19 protein-coding genes are annotated in these 22,794 nt (G+C 33.1%); 8 read left to right on the top strand and 11 right to left on the bottom strand.

What is annotated here, in order from left to right:
• The first annotated feature begins 34 nt into the window (after positions 1-34).
• The 4 genes from M0D58_RS14790 (at position 35) to M0D58_RS14775 (ending at position 2,708) form a co-directional block, all read left to right on the top strand.
• Entirely contained in the window at positions 35-913 is an 879-nt protein-coding gene (locus tag M0D58_RS14790) for a NifU family protein (protein WP_248391097.1), read from the top strand.
• A gap of 56 nt (positions 914-969) precedes the next feature.
• Entirely contained in the window at positions 970-2,016 is a 1,047-nt protein-coding gene (hemH, locus tag M0D58_RS14785; protein WP_428037164.1) for a ferrochelatase, read from the top strand.
• 209 nt (positions 2,017-2,225) lie between these two features.
• Entirely contained in the window at positions 2,226-2,456 is a 231-nt protein-coding gene (locus M0D58_RS14780; protein WP_248391094.1) for a hypothetical protein, read from the top strand.
• A complete protein-coding gene (locus M0D58_RS14775; protein WP_248391091.1) occupies positions 2,457-2,708 on the top strand; it encodes a hypothetical protein in 252 nt (83 codons plus the stop codon).
• 153 nt (positions 2,709-2,861) lie between these two features.
• Here the strand turns inward: M0D58_RS14775 and M0D58_RS14770 are convergent, their stop codons facing one another.
• A complete protein-coding gene (locus M0D58_RS14770; protein ID WP_248391088.1) occupies positions 2,862-4,073 on the bottom strand; it encodes a type IX secretion system plug protein in 1,212 nt (403 codons plus the stop codon).
• 143 nt (positions 4,074-4,216) lie between these two features.
• Here M0D58_RS14770 and M0D58_RS14765 point away from each other — a divergent pair, with 143 nt between their 5' ends.
• Positions 4,217-4,855: an MBL fold metallo-hydrolase gene (locus M0D58_RS14765; protein ID WP_248391085.1), complete on the top strand. Its 639-nt coding sequence runs from the start codon at positions 4,217-4,219 to the stop codon at positions 4,853-4,855.
• A 90-nt stretch (positions 4,856-4,945) separates the two neighbouring features.
• Here the strand turns inward: M0D58_RS14765 and M0D58_RS14760 are convergent, their stop codons facing one another.
• The 10 genes from M0D58_RS14760 to M0D58_RS14715 all read right to left on the bottom strand — a co-directional run bounded on the left by M0D58_RS14760 (position 4,946) and on the right by M0D58_RS14715 (position 20,603).
• Complete coding sequence (locus tag M0D58_RS14760; protein WP_248391069.1) at positions 4,946-6,025, bottom strand: endonuclease; 1,080 nt, start codon at positions 6,023-6,025, stop codon at positions 4,946-4,948.
• A gap of 795 nt (positions 6,026-6,820) precedes the next feature.
• Positions 6,821-7,003 (bottom strand): hypothetical protein, encoded by a 183-nt coding sequence (locus M0D58_RS14755; RefSeq protein WP_248391066.1) that lies wholly within the window; start codon positions 7,001-7,003, stop codon positions 6,821-6,823.
• A gap of 52 nt (positions 7,004-7,055) precedes the next feature.
• Entirely contained in the window at positions 7,056-7,334 is a 279-nt protein-coding gene (locus M0D58_RS14750) for a PepSY domain-containing protein (protein WP_248391063.1), read from the bottom strand.
• A 205-nt stretch (positions 7,335-7,539) separates the two neighbouring features.
• The gene (locus M0D58_RS14745) at positions 7,540-9,036 is read right to left on the bottom strand and encodes a hypothetical protein (RefSeq protein WP_248391061.1); all 1,497 of its coding nucleotides are present in this window, start codon (positions 9,034-9,036) and stop codon (positions 7,540-7,542) included.
• A gap of 3 nt (positions 9,037-9,039) precedes the next feature.
• Positions 9,040-9,270, bottom strand: a complete 231-nt coding sequence (locus tag M0D58_RS14740; RefSeq protein ID WP_248391059.1) for a hypothetical protein — start codon at positions 9,268-9,270, stop codon at positions 9,040-9,042.
• On the bottom strand, positions 9,257-9,625 hold the full coding sequence (locus tag M0D58_RS14735) for a nucleotidyltransferase domain-containing protein (protein WP_248391057.1): 369 nt from the start codon (positions 9,623-9,625) through the stop codon (positions 9,257-9,259). The genes M0D58_RS14740 and M0D58_RS14735 overlap by 14 nt, the downstream gene beginning before the upstream one ends.
• Positions 9,626-9,648: 23 nt before the next feature.
• The gene (locus M0D58_RS14730) at positions 9,649-13,632 is read right to left on the bottom strand and encodes a hypothetical protein (RefSeq protein WP_248391055.1); all 3,984 of its coding nucleotides are present in this window, start codon (positions 13,630-13,632) and stop codon (positions 9,649-9,651) included.
• A gap of 545 nt (positions 13,633-14,177) precedes the next feature.
• Positions 14,178-15,287 (bottom strand): hypothetical protein, encoded by a 1,110-nt coding sequence (locus M0D58_RS14725; RefSeq protein WP_248391053.1) that lies wholly within the window; start codon positions 15,285-15,287, stop codon positions 14,178-14,180.
• A 258-nt stretch (positions 15,288-15,545) separates the two neighbouring features.
• Entirely contained in the window at positions 15,546-16,727 is a 1,182-nt protein-coding gene (locus tag M0D58_RS14720) for an NUMOD4 domain-containing protein (protein ID WP_248391051.1), read from the bottom strand.
• A 582-nt stretch (positions 16,728-17,309) separates the two neighbouring features.
• A complete protein-coding gene (locus tag M0D58_RS14715; RefSeq protein ID WP_248391049.1) occupies positions 17,310-20,603 on the bottom strand; it encodes a DEAD/DEAH box helicase in 3,294 nt (1,097 codons plus the stop codon).
• A 56-nt stretch (positions 20,604-20,659) separates the two neighbouring features.
• Here M0D58_RS14715 and M0D58_RS14710 point away from each other — a divergent pair, with 56 nt between their 5' ends.
• The 3 genes from M0D58_RS14710 (at position 20,660) to M0D58_RS14700 (ending at position 22,784) form a co-directional block, all read left to right on the top strand.
• Complete coding sequence (locus M0D58_RS14710) at positions 20,660-21,520, top strand: hypothetical protein (protein WP_248391047.1); 861 nt, start codon at positions 20,660-20,662, stop codon at positions 21,518-21,520.
• 147 nt (positions 21,521-21,667) lie between these two features.
• Positions 21,668-21,856, top strand: coding sequence for a helix-turn-helix domain-containing protein (locus M0D58_RS14705; protein ID WP_248391045.1), 189 nt, complete (start codon positions 21,668-21,670; stop codon positions 21,854-21,856).
• A gap of 1 nt (position 21,857) precedes the next feature.
• Complete coding sequence (locus tag M0D58_RS14700) at positions 21,858-22,784, top strand: hypothetical protein (RefSeq protein ID WP_248391043.1); 927 nt, start codon at positions 21,858-21,860, stop codon at positions 22,782-22,784.
• The last annotated feature ends 10 nt before the right edge of the window (positions 22,785-22,794 follow it).

Here is a 22,794-nt window from a genome sequence, read left to right as displayed (position 1 = left end):
TTGCGTATTTTTGTATCTCAAATTTAAAGAAAAAATGCATACTATACTTATAGAGCCTACTGAAAACCCGAAAGTGATGAAATTTGTGGCGGATTACAACCTGATTCCCGGTTCTCTTGAACTGGACAGAGATTCGGATATTTCAGAAATTCCCATGGCACAGGAGCTTTTCAACTATCCGTTTGTGGAAAGAATTTTTATTACGGCTAATTTTGTAGCAGTTGCAAAACAAGATACGGTAGCATGGGAACATGTTGCGGAAAGCCTGAAAAATGTAATTGAGGATGAGCTTCTGGCCAATCCGAGAATTTATCTTCAGAAGAAAAAGGAGCTTTACCAGATTTATGCTGAAATGACCCCGAACCCCAATGTGATGAAATTCGTTTCCAACAGATTGCTTCTGGAAGGATTTGTGGAAGTGAAATCAAGAGACGCTGCAGACGGAGTTCCTTTGGCGGAGGCGATTTTTAAAGAATTCGATTTTGCTAAAGAAGTATTTATTTCTGACAACTTTGTTGCCGTAACAAGAGACAATTCCGTAGAGTGGCATCAGGTTATGATGACAGTACGGGCGCTGATTGCAGAATATCTTCAGAATGGTGGGCAAATTTCAAATATTGAAGCTCAAAAACATGAAAACCCTGTAGAAAAGATCATCAACAGAGACTACACAGAAGACGAGCAGAAAATTTCTGACATCCTGAATGAATACGTTGCTCCTGCCGTAGAAAACGATGGCGGAAAAATATCTTTAATGGAATATGATCAGGAAAATAAAACCGCAAAAATGCTTCTGCAGGGAGCATGCTCCGGTTGTCCAAGTTCTACCGCTACATTAAAAAACGGAATTGAAAATATCTTAAAACAATTCGTTCCCGATCTGGTAGAACGTGTAGAAGCCGTTAACGGATAATTTAAAAACCAAACTAAGAATCCGAAGAAGAATAGTAAACTATAAATTAAAAAATCTTGCAGAAAGAATCTTCCAATTCAAAAAAAGGAATTTTATTGGTAAATCTCGGTTCGCCAAAATCTACGGATGTAAAGGATGTAAAGGAATATCTTGACGAGTTCCTGATGGACGAAAAAGTAATTGATTACAGATGGATCTTCCGTGCACTTCTTGTACAGGGAATCATCCTGAAAACACGTCCGCCAAAATCCGCCGAAGCCTATAAAACCGTATGGACGGATGAAGGATCACCTTTGATCGTTATTACCGAGAAAATCCGGAAAAAATTACAGAAACTGGTTGATGTTCCTGTAGAAATCGGGATGAGGTATGCCGAACCCAGCATTGAAACGGGAATTCGTGCTCTTGCTGAAAAAGGAGTCACCGAAATCGTCCTTTTTCCCCTGTATCCTCAATATGCGATGAGTACCACAGAAACCGTTATTGAAAAAGCTGAAGAAGTAAGGAAACAGAAATTTCCGGGAGTAAAAATCAATTATATTCAACCATTCTACAACCGTGAAATCTATATCAACTGCCTTGCCGAAAGCATTCGCGAGAAACTTCCTGAAAATTTCGATGCGCTGCAGTTCTCATATCATGGGGTTCCGGAAAGGCATATCTTTAAAACAGATCCCACCAAAACCTGCAACCTCAACGATTGCTGCACAAGGGAGAATAACCCGAGTCACCAATTCTGCTATCGCCACCAGTGCTTTAAAACTACAGAAACCGTTATTCAAAAACTGAATCTACCCAAGGAAAAGGTTATTGTATCGTTTCAGTCCAGGCTTGGAAAAGATAAGTGGATCGAACCTTATACAGATGAAACCTTTGAAACCATTCCTAAAAAAGGAATTAAAAACCTTGCAGTTGTTTGTCCGGCGTTTGTTTCAGACTGCCTGGAAACACTTGAGGAAATATCGGTTGAAGGGAAACATCAGTTTACAGAAGCCGGCGGCGAAAATTTCCATTATATTCCGTGCCTGAATGACGAAGACCGATGGATTGAAGTTGTTAAAACCCTATGTGAGGAAAAGCTCAATGAATTTTATTTAGTTTAAAATATCAGCCTTCAGTTTTTGAAGGCCTTTTTATTTACCATTTAATTTTATAAAAAAATACCACTACCCCCCTAATTACGAGAAACAGTATCAAATATTTACATTTTATTTTATTATACCCCTAAAATTTTAAACTAAATATTAAAAATTTAAATATTTTTCTTACCTTTACCCCATCAAAACAACCTCATTAACCTTTAAAAATAAAAATGATGAGTGCAACTGCAGAAATTTTAAAAAGAAAGATTGAGAACTTTGGTCCTGATGCTTTAGAAGCTTTTGCAAAAATGATGGAAAGCTTTGAAGAGAAGAAGACTCCTCCGGTTTCTCCGTTTCATATGGATGAAATTTTATACAGGATTCAGTTTCATAATGAAAACCCTTCTACCAAACTGGATTTTTACGAAAATATTTCGGAGCTGAAAAAGTATTGTGCTTAAATGAAAATTCTTCTTTCTTCTATTGCAAAAAATGACATAAGGCTTCTTATGAGGGTTTTTAGTGCAGAAAATAAACAAAAAGGAATCGATTTTCTGGAAGGCCTTAAAGCCACTATCAATAACATCTCACAGCATCACGAAAGATTTGACGGAATTAACGTCTGCTCAATGGAAGACTTTCCTGTTTCTGTTCATTATATTTTTGAAAATGAAGAAACACTGTTTGTAACAGCTATATTTAAATTAAACTGATTTCCAGACTATTATTATATTAAGCCTTGCCGCCGGTTTGTCGGTGAGGTTTTTTGTTTTTTGCGATTTTAACCCAGGTTTTTGAAAACCTTGAAGGTTGTTTAGGTTGCTTTAATATTTACAGCTAAATTTAGTAATAAATACTCTTTCTGATTACCTCACCGGAGTTCTGAATTCACCATAACCTATTAAACCATCATAATTTCTTCCAAACGGAGCATAGTACAAAAATGCCTGATATAAGTTTTCTGTCTGCCAGAAGTTCCCGTTGACTTCACCAAAATTAAGGGAGCCACCAGGTTTTTTTGTAGCGAGAATATAATTGTAGAAACCTTGCTTAAGATATATTCTGGCGACATATTTTTTGTTTTCCGAATCGTATTGCATAAGGTTCTCTTTACCCGGCTTGAAATCATTGAAGCCTCCTAATACATAAATTTCTTTATCTACAGGATCCGAATCAAGAGAAAAATATACCCAGGAATAATCCGCTTCTCTTTCTGCATCCCTTTCCCTTCCCAGATCATTTCTTCTGTAGTACCAAGCCCCGTTAACATCAGGCTGATATTGGTAATTCAGCGGAAAAGCCCACACCGGATGAAGATAGGTATTATTAACACCGTCTTTCACTTCCGTTGCACGAACCATATCTGCAGCCATATTCATGTTTTTATTATCAAAATAATAAAACTCATTATTTCCGGGAAAAACAAGAGACAACTGCTGAAACAGCAATTGGTTCCCAAGTGTTGCGCTTGGCTTTAAATTGTTTATCGCAATATTAGGGTTATTATTCTGCATGACATTCAGCGTCATTGAATTGACGTTGGACGAAAGATCCCCACCTTTGGAAACAGCCTTCACCTCAATTCTCTGATTGGCTTCCGGATTTCTGGCATCAGCAAATCTTGAAACACCTACCGCCAGTGTTGCAGCATCTTCCACAAGATAGAATCTTCGCTTGAATAAAGGCTGATCTGCAGAATTTTTGTAAACGATAATTTCATAATTCCCTGAAATTTTAAGCTGCATTTTATCATTCGGGAACGTAAGTTTATAATGAGTGTATGACTGGAGCGTATTGAAGGAATACTGAAACCTGTCCAGCAGAGCATTTAAACTTCCTGTAGCATATTCGGTAAAGAAGAGATTATCATCTTCCCAGTTTCTGTTATAATGTTTGATGGTATATCTGTAAATTTCGCTGGCATTAGTAAGGTCGTCGAAGCTTAAAACCAACTGCTGGTTAAAGTAAATAACCGGCGTTTCATCATTGGTCTGCGGATTAAACAGCTGAATGCTCTGGATATTTTGTCCAAAAACAAGTCCGCCCAGGGTAAGTAAAAATATTTGCAAAGTTTTCATTATGACGAAGATAAAGAAAAATGCGAGATTTTTCATCCGATTCGCAGGTTTTAATGATATTTTAATTGGGAAATATTTAGATCTGACTGTTTTAAACCCAAACTTTTGTGATTACATTTGTTACTTATAAAAATATATATCATATGCTTCAGACACAAGGTTTCGTATTTAATTTCGCCAGCGAAAACACCTACATCATTTATAATGAAAACAAAAATGCATGGCTGATTGATCCGGGAAATATGAGTGACGCGGAAACCAAAACACTAGAAAATTTTATCAGGGAAAAAGAATTAAAAATTAATAAAATCCTTTTAACCCACGCCCACATTGATCACATCTTAGGGCTTCAGTGGGCTTCCGATACTTTTAAAGTACCTGTTTTTATGCACAAGGATGACCAAGAAGTGCTTGATATGTTCCAGATCAGCGGAATGCGTTTCGGGATGGCGCTTGAGCATATCCATGCAGACATTCGATATATCAGCGAAAATGACGAACTGGAACTGGATGGCGAAAAATTCAAAATTTACCATGTTCCCGGACATTCGCCGGGAAGTGTTGTCTATCATCATGAGAAGCAAAAATTCATGATTTCCGGAGATGTTCTTTTTGAGGGAAGCATTGGCAGAACGGATCTGTTTAAAGGGAATTATGAACAGCTGATTGAAGGAATCACAACGAAACTTTTTATTCTTGATCCTGAAACAAAGGTTTTCTCAGGTCACGGAAATCCTACGACTATTGGTTTTGAGAAAGCGTATAATCCGTTTTTCAGGTAATGAAAAAGGCATTCCTTCAGGAATGCCTTTTTTACTATGATGTTTGCTATTAGCAGAAAAATGCTAATAACTCAATATATATCAACACGTCTATTCTTTAATAAACTTGGTAGAAAAACGTTCAGTGACAAAATAATATACCCCTGGCTTTAAATCTTTAACATCAACTGTATTTGTATTTTTGAAAGGCAGATTATTTCTTTTGATCAATTGACCTAATGAATTATAAATTTCTAATTTCTCTATTTTCGCAATATCCCTTCCTGAAAGTGAAATTATATCTTTTGCCGGATTGGGGTAAAGAGAATACAAGACAGCAGTATCTTTTACCACATCATTGGCAGATAATGTAGAATATCCCCATACATCATGCACCCACTGAGGATTATCGATATAAGGATTTCGGTTATTTTGCCAGGTGTAGGCAGCGTTGTTACGGTCAATTTCTCTCTGAGAAACGGGATCCATATCATTCCATAAGAGCAAAACATTTAGCTCCCAGGTTTGAAGCCCTGGAAAAGCCGTGTTTCCTAACATATTACCTGACGAGAAGTTGGCAAGCCTGTTCTCATATCTGGTAACAAAATAGAAAATCATTCTTGCGATATCTCCCTTAAATTCATCAATTGGCTCAAAAACAGTACCCGAATATCCTGAAGTAGCACTCTGTCCAAGCTTGGAACCATTCAATGAAGTCCAGGTTGGATTAGAAACCTTTCCGAACGGCCAATCAGATCTCATTCCATTTACTTTTCCGTCTGTAGGCGGAATGAAATGTACATCATTGTGCATTGGATTAGCCGAATTAAATAAACTTTGAGGCACTAAATGTTCTCTATTATAGCAATCTCCTTCAGTTTGATAATTTCCACATTGATTGGTAACAATAGTATATTCATAAGGGTCTGCAGCAGTAGGCCTTTCTGAATACATATCCAGAACTTTTCCATTGTTTTCATAATAATAGTCTCTATCGGTTGTCTGATAAGCCGTCCATAAACCACTATAACCTTTATCTAGTGCAACATCAATAATTTGAGATAATTTAGTTTTTAAAGCACTTCCAGTAAGTCCTGTTGTTCCATTATAATAATTAGCGGGAGCCTGTGCAGTCATGAGTCCTATACTACATAAAAAGACTCCTACAAAAAATATAGATTTTAGTTTCATAAATCTTAGTATTTAATTTGATGCAAAGATATAAAAAGCTCAATTTAAAAAGTAAGTCTGGCAGTCCAATTTTTTAAATGAATCTTATTCGCACTTAATACATTAATAATAAATAATTTCCCTAAAAAACGCATTTAAAACCAATTAGCATAATGATATCACCAATAATATTTTATTATGAAAATTATTTTGCAATTTTAATTTTAATTAATATATGTTTTTTTTAATACCAAATCATTATTATTTTTATGCATGATGTATTGAGATTAAACCAACCTTGTTTGAAAAACCCTAAAATAAGTAATTTTGTAGCCAAATTTTAAGGTATTAATCAATGGTCAATTATTTATAATAGTTTTTTGTCGATCTATCAGCAGCAGCATATGCTTTTAATATCTAATTAGTTACAAAACGTATTTATTTCGGGGAGAAAAAAGGTATAATTTTTTGATGAAAGACATCAACCTTACAAATTAATATACAAATTTTTTTTTCTAAGTCTATTAGTGCGGATCAGTAAATACAAAACCTTCTTTCTTTTATTAATTTCATTTCTATATGATTTCTTATATCATAATAAGAACAAAAGTAAAATCATAAAAAAGGCGTTAATTTTTGTTAAACTTTTTTTTGAAAAGAATTAAAACATACGAAAATAGACGACTTAAAAGCCGTCTATATGGATCAGATATATCAAATATTATTATTTGGAAAAGCTAACTGATTATTCTCTATACAATACAAGTCTTATCTGGTCAAAATCATTTTTTCCTCTAAAACGAAAAAGATAAGCATTCAAGTATGCATTAGTTCGTGGAGGGTCTCGTAAAGAGTGGCATTTTCACGTAAAATCAATTTCATTTTTATCCCATCTGTAACGAACATCGCGGCATTATGAGCTTCCAACATTAAAGGATTTCCAGATTTAAGAAAGAATCCTTCAACTTCGAAAGCTCCTGCTCCTTTTCCAATTTGCATTAAAGAAAAACTCCAAGGCTTTTAGCTTCGGAGTTATATGTTAAAAAGGAGTTTACTCTTCCCAATCTTCAGCGTAACCGTGTTCTGTCAGGGTAAATAGAACTTCACCTGTTTCTGCATCTACATAAACAAAGTTTGGTACGTTTTCATAATAACCTTCGATATCATAATTTACAACATAAACATCTTTTTTTTGGTCTTCATACTTACCGTATGGAACTTCTATTTTCTCTTTCATTTGAACTCTCTCTCTCTCTATATAAACATAGGTTCTATTTTTTTTCTTTATATATTGTTCAACATTTTGAACTGCCTGTTCTTTTGTTATCATCACTATTTATTTTAAATTTAAAATTATATCAAGATTTACTTTTTGTCTTTTTTTAGGGATGTCATCTAAATTAGATGGTAAAGTTTCCTTAATTGGATTACCTAAATTGTCCGTGACCCCGTATTTGTGATATCTGTCATTTATGTACCATTTAGCATGTTCTAACTCTTTTCTATTTAAATACTTTTGATATTCCACCATTTTATCATACACGAATTTCTCTCTCCACCAAAGATTTTTGCATAAATGCTTTCATCCCTATCTGCTGACAATCCCTCATATGCATAAGCTCGTGTAAGGTTTCGTAAATGGTTGCGTTTTCTCTTAAAATTAGCTTCATTTTAACGCCATCTGTAACGAACATCGCGGCATTATGAGCTTCCAACATTAAAGGATTTCCAGATTTAAGAAAGAATCCTTCTACTTCGAAAGCTCCTGCTCCTTTTCCAATTTGCAATTCTACTTTTAATTGTTTTAGATAACTTTCTATCTTTATAAAATCTGCATCATCAAGAACCTGTCCTAAATACTTTCCTCGCCTTAATAGTGCAATTTCGACTCTTCTTGCACCCTTGCCTCCCCTTACTAAAACTTCATTAATCCATTTAACAAATTTAGATAATTGTTTTGCAAGTTTCGCAATACCTTTTATTATAGTAACGATCGTTACAATAATATCTATTGCCAAAATAAGATCCTCTCCTTCATTGTGTTGTATTTGGTATTGGTTAAGTTTAGGATCGTAATAGCGGGCGTACTTGTAATTTTTAATACCTTCAATAACATCTTTAAAGACTTTGGCGGGATTTTTCAAAACAGCTCCCAAAGCTTCTTCTACGCCTTCTCTTATTTCTAAAAATTCTAAATTGGTTTCACCTCCTGCTAAATCATTAACGGTAATATTAATCGCCAACAAAGCAAGATCTAAAAATCCGCCAACAAATTCTACCAAGCCATTCCATACTCCACAAAGAAATGGTATTTTTAATTTGATATCATTTCTGTTCTCAATGAGCCAATTGCTTATATCTTCGATACTTTTTATCTGCTCATCAATTCCTTTGATGATGTCTTCAATACTTTGTACTTTAAACTCTTTACCCAATATTTTAAAAGACTTCAAAATTTCTAACTGATCTTTTACTTTTTTGAGTGTTTTTTTTAAAGAATTACATTTTTGTATAAAATAATTAAAGGCTTTTTCTGGTTCTGCAAAAAGATATTCATCTGATTTCAATGTAGGATTCCATTGTTCTCTGGAGAACCGCTCATCTTTTCGGAAAGAATCTGAAATGCTTTCTGTTATTTTCCTGATAAAGTTTTGCACATCTAAAGCAGATACCGAAATGAATTTGGTTTGTAATTTAATTGATTCTAAAAATGCTTCAGCGATCTCATCTTCATTATATTGAAACGTATTATTGTTTTTGCACTGCTCGTAAATATATTTAGCCCAATATTCCGGTAAATCTACAGTACCCTTATATTCATGATGGTATTTAACCATCGCATCACTCATTTTGATAAGCAACACTCTGCCCAGGCTAATCGTATGATCATCTTTTTCTGCATACACAATAAAGTCTGTCTCTTCATCATCCGTTCCTTTAGAATTTTTGAGTTTCAAGTTTTCTTCCCGAAATTCTTTGATGAGTTTGGTAGCATCATAATCATGTACTATTTCATATTTCCAATATCCCATAGCTTATAATTTTGGTATTTGACCAATTATGATTTCCCTTTGTTCTTTATAAAACATACTATTATTTCCAAAAGGTGTATTTAAAGCTATATCATTGATGATTTCCTGAAATGTTCTTGATTTCTTCATTTCTCCCAAAGGATTTTTATTTCCTTCAAATCCCTGAGTTACTTCTTCAAAAGAAAGTATTTTGTATCCGGATAAATCACCGAATTCGTCATCAAAATTTTCCATTTTCTTGGTTTTTAGTCATTAAACATTCCAATTCATTTGTGGGAAATAGTTCTTTGGTTTTCATGTTTTTAATGAACTTTTCGGTGTGTTCTTTATTTAAAACCAAAAGATCCAGATGGTAATTTCCTTCCACCAAAACGTGGGCATTTTTTAGCTTGCAGCCTGCCTGTACCAAAATATCCCAGTCTTTTCCTTGCAGCTCGTTCCAATTTTCAAAAGGCAATCTGCCCCGGCTCCCGAAAAGGAAAATCTTTTCAACGGGAGTAATCTCCATAATCTTGTCTTTAAGACGCGTAAGGATATAAGGCAGCACTTTATCGTGCTGCCAAATAACCATAGGTTTCACCTTGCTCATTGTTTAATTTTTAAATGATCAGATTATACCAGAAATTTGTTTAAAGGAACTTTATCAAGATATTCGGCTTTTGGAATTACCTGTCCATTTTTATCCAAAATTCTTTCAAAGCCATAATTGTCATATTCAGGGGATGCAATTTTCAACGTTGAATTTTGCAAATCCACAGAAAACTTTAATAAATCATATGCATCATCTTTTCCAGGTTTACGGAAAGTGAACAGTGAAATCTTAGAGGCATTTATTTTAAGCGTAATACCAGTTTTACCATAAAGATTCGCCTCAACTCCTTCTATCATAGAAACTTCATCCGCCAATATTTTATGTATTTTTTCAACAGAATCTGAAGGTAACCAAGCAGCATCTCTATCAATTGTAATTGTATTTCCCAAACATGCATAAACTCTCGGAAAATCTTGCATATAATCGAAAGCTCCAATATTGGTATTTCCATCATCTAAATAATCAAAAGTTATCTCCATCCACTTATCAGAAGCTTGCCCGATCTGGCTGTTGTTGAGCTCAAAATTGCTTCCACACATTTCGCCTAAATTATCATCGAATTTCACGCCTGGTTCACAGTTGCAAGGCAATGCTTTTTCTACTTTCAGGCCGATAGAATCTGCCTGAAGAATCGTAAGCGAAGTCGGGATTTTTTCCCTCCACGGTTCTCCTTCTTTGGTTGCTTTTGGTGAACGCATCTCATCAACAAGAGATAAGAATAATTCATCATCGATGACAGGAATTTCACCTCCATTCCAGATCTGCCCTGTTGCCATAAAATGTCTTACCGCTTCTTCAAATCCAGGTCTTACCGTTACAATAACTCTTGCCATACCAGATTGCACAAATGCTCTGAAGATAGGGTCATTATCATCAAACTGATATAAATCTGCCCATGATTTCCGCTCTCCCCAATAATATGGATAGAAGTTATAGCTCATGATTTCCCATTCAAAGGCCTGCTCCATGAATTTAATGAATGCTGCGTACTGATCCAGTTCGTGATCTACCAGGATATCTGTATTGGTAAATGTTTCGGTAGCAGAATTGTCATTGGTATAGTATCTTTTCTTACCAAACGTCAGCATAGCATTCGGATTCTGATTCAGCATATAAGAAATACAGTTTCTTCTTAAGATTGTGTTTTCAATTTTTCTATAGAAACCAGGATTAGAACCTTTAATCTGAACGCCCACGGCTTTCGCCTCTGCCAGAGCAGCTTCATATTTCGACAATTCAAGTTCGTAGGCTTCAATAATTTTATTGAAAGCTTTCTGCATCCATCCATTTTTGTATTCCTCCTGCAGGACGCATTTAATATTTACCGTAGCATGGAAATAGTGTGCATTGGTTGTTGCAATGGTAATCGGAACTTCTCTTACGAATTTTAGGAAGCCGCTGCTGCCGTTATCTCCGCCGACAAGCAAACTTGCACCGCTTCCCCATCCATTATAACCCGGGAAGGAGTTACTGCTCTTTACGACGTAAGATTCTGTAATATAATGTTCCGGAATAGCAATCAGGTCAGATTTTGAAGATGCCTGCTTTGATTCCGTGGAAGAATAATCTATTGCTTTTCCTACATATACAACAGGCTCCAGCCTTTCATCGACTTCCACATTATAGTATCCCAACCAGTATTTTAGCTTTGTTGTGTCTGCAAGGGCGCTCCAGTCCTTGATCTGCATCGCTGCAGCCTCTCTTGGGTTAATTGGTTTTATGAGCTGGTTTTCTGTATTATTGCTCACTTTCATTCCCAGTGAATGTAATTTTGCAGGTTCGGGAACTATAAATTCAAACATCATCCTTTTTCCGTAGTTGAAGATCTGGTTTTTAACCACTTTATCCACCCAACGGTAAACTCTTACAACATGACTGCTTCCTTTGGTGTTGTCGAAGCCATGCTTGTTATTTTCTTCATACTCTTCAAGAATTTTGTCAATTCGTTCTTCTTTTACTTTGGTAACAACTCTGTCTAATGCTCTTGCGGTGACATCCTTCGCTTCGGTAACAGCCTGCCTGATGCTTTCTTCTTTAGAATTATGAGTGGCATAGTTAGCAGCCGTATTCAGCATATATTTTGGAGAAACTCCGCTTCCTGAACCCCATCCGGCACTGAATCCTGACTGAGCAGCAAAATCTTTTGATTCCTGAAGAACTTTAGAAATTTCATTTTGCATTTCATTTCTTTCAGTTGAGGTCGTATCGGTCAGCTTTTCCTTTTCAGATTCTGTGGATTTGGTAATTTGGGATTCACTTCGTTTCAGTCTTCTGGTAGACTTTTCTTTGTACTCCCTTGCCATAATGTTTTCAATGTGTGAAACATCACCTTCCACGTAACAATATGTGCTTTGTTCAACTTTTCGGTAATCGGCTATACCGATGTTTTTCATTCCAAATCCTGAAGGGATAAAAACATCATTCGGGTTAACCGGTGTTCCAGGATTTGCAGGAGGATTTCCCGTACCCGGATCAGAAGGAGGATTCCCTTTGTCCTTCAACGTAAATGTGCCAGGACCTTCAAATTTATAGTAGCTGTTTGATGTCACATGTAAAGTTGCCTGCATAATATACGCTAATCCATCGTTAAGAATAACTTCTCCTTCCAGTTCCAAAATCTCATATTTTTCAATAACTCTTGCCGGAAGGCGCTGATTTTCACTAAAAAGGATGGTTACATTTGGGGAGTTATAATTTACTACTTCTGATGAAGTTACAATGATTTGCCCTCCTCCTTTTACATGAAAAGTTCCGCTTATAATATATTTGGGTAAGCTCATGTCAGTAGAAATCATCATCAAATGCTCAAAAGGAAAATTGTAGCTGGTTTTGGCAAAAAAAGGTATCACCGAATTATTTGTGAGTGCATTTGTTACCGGAACAACAACTCCTCCTACCGTTGTAGAAACCTGAGGATTCAGAACCGTATTATTGATAATGATCTGCTGTAACGACTGGCTATTTTGTTCAACTGTCTGTAGCACCTCCGAAAATGTGAGAACCCCGTGTAATGCTACTGTAACATCAGAATTTCCATAAATTTTGCTTAAAGTTTCAATATTTTTCCGTCCAAGACTTTCTATTAATTCTTCGGCTTGGATTTCCGGACGAAAATCAAAAGTAAAGGCAGGGACTTCCGGAACCGGAATATATTTTAAACTTGAAAGTCCTTCATGGTTTTCTGCTGCTAAGAAAATTTCCTTCTGGTATTCCTGTTCTTTTACCTGCTTGTCATATTCTGCCTGTATCGGTCTTACTCTGTTTAAATATTCCTGGTATGCAATTTTATAAGCTTGTTCATATTCTTTTTGATATGTTTTTTCCAGTTTTTCTAGAGCAATTGTTAAATCTTTATTGGCGTTAAGATTTACTGAAGCTTCTGCCACTTTCATGCTTTTATCATCAAATGGAATATTGGGTATTAGCCCATCTCCCCTTAAAGCAGCTGAACCTGAAGAGTTTTCCTCCATTTTGAAAAGTTCTCTCGGAAGGACTACTTTTGCTTTTACCACATCATCATATTGCTCCTGGGTTGTCCCGTCGTAGTTTAATATAATATGATTTAAATGTAAAAGCTGCATTAGTGTTTCCTTTGCATAAAAATCTTTTTGTGTGACTACCTGATAAACAAGATTATCCCAGATTTTAGAATCTATGATAATAGCCTGATGCTGAAGGGTCTTATAGTCGTTTATTTTAGCATCAAACTCTGCTTTTGTGGCCTTGGCTTTATTTCTTGCCACCCAGACTGCCAAATCATAAAATGCAGGATCCTGAGCTTTTAATGATTGTTCGGAAAGAATAGTCAAAGGCAGATCTTGAGGTCTTTCACACAATTTTTTCAGTGATGTAGATGAGTTTAATTTAGTATCAAATACCCCGCGTTGCGTTCTATAGTCTCTGAAAATGAATCGTCTTTCTTTATTTTTTGGGTCTGATAATTCAGCATTGCGCATCGTTACAAACCTGAATAGTGTCTGCGATGCATTGGTACTTGTTGACATTTTTGTAAATTTGTTTTGATTTTATAAAAGGTTAAGATTTGAAGACTCTTTTTAGTAGGGTAACTTCAGGTTTTAGCCTTATTTTTTTAGGTGGTTTCCGGCAAAAGATATCCACCTGAAACTTTAATATCAATTTCCATTTTTCATGTTTTTCTTGATACAAAGGTCAGGGCTGAAAGCGACAAAACTCGTCGTGATAAAAATAATTATGCCTGTCTCCCGATTTTTTTTGATTGTTTTTGGTAAAGCCCTAAAGCATTATCTTTTACGGTTTTTTAGTAAAAGAACGATCGGACTAATCTTTCCATTCAGTTAAAAAAAAGATCCTCATATAGGATCTTAGAAGAGGTAATATTTCGTTAAAGATTTGATATGTAAAATTTATTAAATACATCAAAATTGAAATATGAAATAGCTTTCAATATTACATGGAAGCTTTTATGATGATACTAAAAACGAGCTGGTAATACTAATTCATATTTTTAATTACGTTTTTATACGAGTTTTTTCATTTTCTTTTAGAATTTATTTGATTTCAATCCCGCTCAAAAATCAAAATCTTTTGGTTCTCCGTTCAGTTCTCTGCCCCTCAGTATTGCTTCTTTCCAATTTTTGCCAATATCCATATAGGTTTTAAATTGTTCCTTTTCTCTTTCTGTACCGAGTGAAATTCCTAACTGATGGGTCGCCTTATATTTTTGGAAAGCCAGGGGCAAATGCTCTATGGTCTTTTTCGATCTGTAGCTTTCTACTGCTCTGTTTAAAGCGACGCGATAGTCGTCATGAGCTTCTATGGGAATTAATTCATCTTTTATTTCGGATAAGTATTGCAGATTCTCATCTGCCCTTTCATTTTCATAGGTATGATGGTGTTCTGTTCCTTTTAGATACTCTGTAATAAGTTTACTGGTTTGTTTATCCTCTATGAGCTGTGCTAAAGTTATATGTAATTTGGTGTCAAAAATATTCATATAAGGCTTTTCCAATTCCGGATCTTTTACATAGGAAATAGGTGGATCATGTTTCCGGGAATCTTCAATGCATAAGCTTTGATAAAATTTCTCTTTTTTACCCCGAATATCGGGAAGAGTAAGGAGTACTCCATTTCCTGTTTTTCCGTTATGAAAATCATACCATTCGGGAAAGTTTCGGTTTTCATTGTTGGTTTCATAAGCTTCTTTTATTTCCTCATAATTCTGCCAATCCTGAAACCAGTCTTGTTCAAACTCTGCGTTGTTTTGTGAAAGGTATTGACAATACCAATCAACCTCCTGTAGGGTAATTGGAGGTATAAAAGAACAATTGAGTATATCTTCTTCCCAAGCTCTAAAATCAAAAGTGATTTCTATTTCTTTTATTTCCAGTTGCTCGGCCCGCCAAAGACATTGTGCATCAAAAAGCTTTTTTTGTTGTATAATGGAGAGGTGTTCGAATGCCAAGTCAATCCATTCGTTTTGCTTTTGCTCGTTTAATCTCTGGTACATTTCGCCCCATTTCAAACCGGATGCCTTTATATTAGCATAAGCTTTGCAGAAGCTGTCCATGGAATATTTTTGATACGTCTTGCAGTATTCCTGTACTGCAGGGTTTTCCATGAGCTCTTTTGTCCATTGCTCACAAAATTGGTGGTAATCTGTTTTCTTTTCTTCGTTCATTGTTTTTTAGAAATTAGCAATTAGAGATAAAGTTAAAATTAAAAACTTTTGCATTATTTCCAGATCTCTACTTACTCAAATTTACAAATTATGTTTATTTTGACATTATTATCTTCAACATTCGGAAGCCGCAACGATGCAACTTTTAATGCATTAAGTATTGTTGGTTGAACTTGCAAAATATTATGACTTGCTTAAAAAATATCAACAGGGAAGCTAATTAAAAAGAATTGATAAAACTTTAAAGAATCTTTTACTTTAAATTAGAGAAGAAATTTTTTCTGATTGTTTTGTTTTAAAAAAAGAATGAATAGGACGCAGCGAAAGCTTTGAAATATGAATATTCCATAGGGGCTCACTTTTATTAACAACAACCAACGATTTATTTTTCATATCAAATTCTTCTATAAAACAGTAATAAAGCATCTGGTTAATCCTTACCTGAACCCTTTTGCCGTTAGAATTTAGATTAACATATAAATAATATGCTTTATCAGAATAAACATCAAGAAAAAGAGAGATAATACGCTCCTTCAAAAATCTTTTGCCTTTACTTTGCGTCCAGCTGTTTAGCCGTTTTATCCTTCCTTTATTTGAAATTTGAAACTGATTTTCCAATCCGGGAATCGGTTTCCATAATTCACCCGGAAAATCTTCGAGGGATAAATTCATACAGGCAGGAGGATTGCTTTCATCAATTTCGGGTTTTCCAAGTTTTTTCCAAAGAGCCTTGTTGAATATTTTATCGGATGCATTTTTTCCTAACAACATAAAGTCATCTTTTGTAAGGACATAGTCTTGTAGAAACCATCGAAACCCTTCCGCAGTCAGACGCTCTTTTTCTATTGCGGCTAAAATGTATGTACGGTTAATACCAAGGCTATCTGCTGCAAACTCTATACTTTCATAGGAAGAAATAAAATTTCCTTCAACAGTATATTGGCTTACTGCCCTGTTAAAGTTTCTTTTCTTTCCTCTTCCTTCTTTCATGGTTTTATAATGAACGTCACTTACAGAAAGTTTTTCCAAATTATCGGCATGAAAATGGAATTGGTTATGATCTTTAAACGATATAAGGAGTTTATGATTATCCATATCAAATTTTTCAACGAAATGGTAATAGACTAAACGGGAAACTGATTTTCCATACTCCTTTCCTTCCAATGACAATCTGCATCGAACGTTATAGAAGTCTCTTTTTAAATATTTATTAAAATACTTGAAGGCGTGTAGTTTCATAATACGGTCCGGCATTTTCCATTCTCCTCCATTTGAGTTTATAACACTGCGTTGAAGACTTTTTATACGACCATAATTAGAAATGGCATAATTTTCAAAACCTTCAATCTCTTTCCATTCTTCATTGGGAAGATCCGCAATAGAAAGATTTAAAAGAACTTCTTTAAGATATTTGTCTTCAATGTCAGTCGGCAACTTCATAAATCAATAAATTTTTAATATCATCTGTATCCGTTAAATATAATAAAAATATGAATTTTATAAAGAAAGAAAGAGCGTAATCTATTAAACTTAGGCTCACGTCTTTAAGAAATCCGTAGAAGTCTTTTTCTGCGATTTATTAAACCCATAAACCCTTTCATTTATTTTTGGAGAGATCTTATTGTATTTGCATTTTATCATCTCACCCTGAAATTGGAAAAGAGTTAATGTAAATGTGCAAATTTCAAAATAGCAAAAATCAAAGTTTAAAAAATTAACCAAATTTTTATCTAATTTTTTTGTTAGGCAGAAAAATATACAAAAATCAAAACAACCCATTTTAGGGCATTATAAGCCGGAATTTACTTGTAAAATATGTGCAAATAAGAAAAGAGCTACAAACAAAAACGCTGTAACTCTCTGATTTTTAACGTGGTCCCACCTGGACCACACGCTTGTATTTCTATTTAACAGATTTTCAAACTAATATAAAAATAGCAATTTAACTAGTGGACAGTTTAGAGTACACTTTTAAATAGTATCCTTTTATCTTAATACAAATTTAATTAATTAAAACGAATTTTAGTCACTTACAATAACATTAAAATTATTACCTGTATTTTTTAATAACATCTCTGTTGCACCTAGCAATTTTAACTGTTCATTCGAAATCTTTTCTTTTGAAATTCCAGGCTGTACAATATGAATATTTACAATAACTTTTGAAAAACCTGATTGAATAATTCTCTTAAATATATATAATTCCTCTGTTCCACCTTTTTCAAATCTAGATGGTTTATTAGCTTCAAATCTTTGCTTTTCTCTAAAGTTTAGATGATTAATTAGATTTTCTATTCTATGCTTCCAGTGAAAGCTCCTTTGCGCCTGTCCACAAACTTCATATAAGTCCTTAATTCGTCCTCCTGCTTTAGATTTTTGTGAAAACTTACAGTGATATAAATCAACTACTACTTTACTGTAATCTTCTTCAAAATATTTTATCCCAACAATATCACTAATTTCATCTTTATCATCATCATCAAAAATTATTTTATAATCTTCATCTTTTTTTAATTCATTAACCATAAAATATTGAACTGAGTCAGTAATTTTTGTCTTTTTGGTTTTATCATATTGAGACTCATTAGTTATATTTACCCCTGTCCAAATTCTTGTTTCGATTAATTCTGGATTATACGCTTGAAATTCATATTTAAATTCAAAAAATATATCGTTATACATTTTTGAAGAGTCAGAAAATCTTATTATAGGAGGATACTTTTTGAAAAAATCATCAATACTTATATTTTCATTTCGTCCGTATGTAAAAAATAAATCATTTCCTTTTATTTTGGAATAAGAGTAACCTTTTGAATTTTTATTTGAATCTAATATGAGTTCATATTCAGTCTCAATATTTTCTGTTTTTATTGAGAAATTAATTGAATTATTTTTTGTCTTATCAAAATTTAAAGCAATTCTATAATCAAAAAAAGATTTTTCATTAATGAAAAACTCTGTTTCTCTGAAATATATTTCGTCATTCCATATTATTGAAATTGGAGTAATTCCATTAGGAAGAACAGAAATCCTTTCTGGTTTAGCTATAAAATTAAATATATTTTTAACGTCAATAGTATCATCGTTAAGTTTTTTCCCAATAGTATCACACCATTCACAAAATTCAGGTATTGTTTTAATCATTCTAGACCAAACTCGACCTTTAGATGAACAACCTATAGTTATTCTTTCACCTGCAGTAAAACCTTTTCCAAAGAGATTTGCACTTGATTTTGTTTTCTTTGTTATTTCGTCTAAAGCTTCTCCAACATTTCTCCCAAATAATTGAGTGTAGCTTATTGCTTCCTCAGATATTGGCTTAACTCCTAAATTAAATAATTCTAATTGCTCTACTTCATGGAGCGATTTATATATGTCAGATTCATTTATAAGATTTATATTCTCTCCAATCACAAGATTTGCAAGGCTCTCATAAAGGCTGCCATTATTAGAACTATTTATAAATAATAAATTTTGTTCTCTATTAAAATAAATTATATACAGGTCATATACATTATTTATTAAATCATCTATTATCCCCCACCTTACAGAAGAATTGTTTCGACCAATAATGATTAACAAATCTTTTTCTTGATGTGTAGCGTGTACAGATTGATTGTTCTTTTTTTCAAAAAACTTCTTATATGAATCAGGATTCCATTTGGGTTCTAAATCATTAACCTTATATACTACTGTACTAAGAGCTGGAGTAATATTTCTTAGGGGTATTTGATATGGGATTCCTTCTTCGTCAAATTTTTGAAAAAAATCTTCTTCCTTATTTAACTCAGCTAAAATCCCCTCATTAGAAACTTTTAGAATTTTATTCCAATCTGCATCCTTTGCGTAAAGTTTTCTTAAAAGATTATCTTTTAAATTATTATCTCCGATATTAGCAATTATTGTAGCATTACCAACTTTTTGAGTTGAACTTCTAGTAAATCGACCAAAAAACTGTATTGAAGTTGTAATATTCTTATGAATTTCATGCAATGCACATATCTTTAAAGTTGGCAAGTCATAGCCCTCTCCTAACATATCTACACAAACAATAATTCTATAACTATCATCATTTTTTATTTTATCTAATATTTCTCTTTTTTCAGAATCATTAAGTCTACTATGTACAAGCATAGGCTTAAATTCTTTGTATTTTTTATATATTTCAAATACTTCTTGTGCTCTATTTATGTTTTCTACTCTAGCCATCAATTTGTGATTCAACTCTTGTGATAAATCACTTCTTAATTGCTCAATTGCCCTTTCGGCTATTATTATATCTGCTTTACTATCATTGAATTCTATTATAGGAATAAAGTTTATATTCAAAAAGGAGCCATCTCGTTGAGCAAGAGACAATGGATAATTGTAAATTGTTTTACCCTTTAGTCTTTTTTTATCATTTCTAAATGGTGTCGCTGTAAATTTCAGCACAGGCTTATTTTGAGAAATAAATTTTGTTGCAATATTATCCCACGTGCTTGCTTCACAATGATGAGCTTCATCAACAACAAGTAATTTTGATTTCGAAATTAAAGTATCGAAAATTTTATAATCATTTTGGTTACATTTATTAATAATTGATGTTGTTGCTATTATGACATTACACTTATCCCAAAACTCGGCTGCTTCAGCTTGGCTTTTAAAAGAAGTCTGTAGTGTACCAACTATAGGACATAATGCATCTTCACCAACAATTTGAAATTTTGAATCTTTTAACACTCCAAGTGTTAAAAATTTACCCGTTAATTGCCTTCTAAGTGAATCAGATGGAACGATTACAAGTATTTTATCGGTTTTATTAGCAACAAGAAGAGAAAGCATTGTTTCGGTTTTCCCTGTTCCTGTAGGCATTACGACTATTGCAGGCTCTTGTGAAACACTCCAATGTGCTAATATTGAATGTAGTGCACCAATTTGCGGAGGTCTTAATCCAAATTCAAGATTTACTTTATTTTCATCTAAAACTTCTTCTTTGTAAAAAAAATTATTATTCCATGAGTTTCTGATAAATTCTGAATTAGGTAAATTAAAATTAAGGCATATTTTATTGGTGGTTTGAAGAAAAGAAACTAAGTCTTTTGTAAACTTATTTTGGTCAACATAAAAGATACCGTTATACCCATTTGGTAGATAGCTGGGTTTTAAAGTAAACAAATACTTTTCATCATCGTTAACTGTAAACAAATAACCAAATTCAGATTCTTTTGAGAGTAATCCTATTTTTTTTCCTAGATAATAACTGATTACATTTTTATTTTGACGTAATTTTACTGTCAAATCAATTTCAGCAGTTTCTTGAAATAATTCCATCATAGTTTATTAGTTTAAACAAAAATAGAAAATAAATACTAAAAATTCACCCTTATAGTATGATTACAAATGAATTACAAAATCTTTCATATATTTTCAATTTTTCTAAAATCTTTTATGAGTCATACCATAAAAAGGTTCCATTAATAAATTTTCCTAGCACCCTTGAAAAACTTATAAATACTGATATAATCCAACTTATAAAATCCTCCGAATTACATATTATTGACAAGGCAAATATTTGGATGGAAGAGGCATATCTTAATTTCGAACGAATCAGTAAAATTGGAGTAGAAGCAAACAAAAAATTAATTTTAGAATTGGTTCCGAATAAGATACAAGATTGTAGTTTTATACAAGCTCTGACTGCATTTAATGAAAGAAATTATAATATTGCTAACTGCTTAGTTAATAAAAAATCTTTGATTGATAATGAAAATCTAATAAAATCTCAAATTAAATTAGATGCTTTTAAAGGTATTTCCCTTCTATTTCCTTATGATGAAATACCAAAAACATCCAATAATACGCAACAGCACCAAAATCAGGATAAACCTTTAAAATATAATCTTCAAATCCAACACATATATCTAGATAGATTTACTAACTCCCTGTTAATACACACTTTAGATGACTCCAAAGAAGATTTAAAAAAACTTCTACAGGGGCATTACATGGTTAAACCAATAAAGTTTTCTTGTCCTGCCAATTCGGTCATAAAATTTTTCAGGGAAAGACATGAAGATGGTGTAATTATTAATAGTAAATCCAATACAAAAGAATTTATTCATGCTTTCTTTTTATTTAAAAATAATAAAACAAAGATTTATCAGCAATCATCACTAAGTAATATAACAAACTTTCTAACACGGAAAACTTCCCAAAGTGGCACTCTAACAAAAATTATTTTTATAGAATAAAGTTAAAGTCTCATAATCTTCATTACACAATTATAACACTACAATAACACTGTATTGATGGTGTCATGAGTGTTTGAGTATCTTCGCAAAGTAATTACAAAATGCAATGGCTATTGCAAAATATTAACCATAAAAAAAATAAAGATTATGAATTTTAAAAACGAAGAACTTCTAACACTAGAAGACCTAGAGAAAATTTTAAAAAGAGGCAGAACCTCACTATGGCAATATCGAAAAGATGGTAAACTTATTCCTTATGGAATGAGTGGAAAAAGCCCATTATTTAGAATGGAAGATGTAGAAAAATTTTTGACCAACTCACTTAAAACTTATTAATATGATAGACAACTTTACAATTAAACTTTACTCACAAGAATTGGCAGAAAAGTATTTAAAATCAAAAGGTAATTATACTCAATCGTCATGGATAAGAAAAACTGAAAATAATGATGAAAAAGAAACAATATACCCACTTAAAAAGAAAATCAATAATATAGAATTAAGGGTAACTGAAAGGAATTCAGTATTTGGTAATTCTCTTCATAAGTATTTCAACATTAACAATTATGGAGAAACACAAGGGAATCAAAATTACAACGATTTTACTTTCTGTTCTCTATTGGAAGCCATTGAACAACTGGAAGTAGATTTCAAAGGTTTAAATTTAAATAATGGTTATCTACAAAATTTAGAATTTGGATTTAACTTGCTTGTTGATAAAGAACCAAAATATTACTTAAATCATAATTTTCTTTTATTTGAGCATAAAGCTCCAACAATTAATAAATCAACAAATGCTATGAATTATAGGAAGTTTGAACATAATAATTTAGCATGGAAGGTCTATGATAAAAAAACACAATATGGTCTTGAAAATAACCTTTTAAGAATAGAAATGGTGCTTAGCTCAGGTGAGTTAAAGAAACTTGGAATTTACACTTTAAATGACCTTAAAAATAGGGAAAATATATTATTGCTTTATTCAAAGTTTTTAGAGTCTTTTAAAGGCTTTACAATTGTTGACAATAGATTTGAAAGAAAAGATTTAAGTACTGAATTGATAAGCGATTTAGGCAACAGGTTAGAGCCTTCCTATTGGAAGCAAAAAAGAGGAAAAAATAACCTTTATCGAGATAAAGCAAAGCTAAGGGAAATGATAGAAAAAAACAACCTCAACACAACAGGAATATACTTTATAGAGTTGATAAAAGCTAAGTTTAACGAGTTGTTTTATGACTGTAGTATTGTTAATCAAGTTGCATGATTGGTTTTCT

This window comes from Chryseobacterium nepalense, assembly GCF_023195755.1.
GTDB classification, from domain to species: Bacteria; Bacteroidota; Bacteroidia; order Flavobacteriales; family Weeksellaceae; genus Chryseobacterium; species Chryseobacterium nepalense.
This window is presented reverse-complemented; position numbering and strand designations above follow the sequence as displayed.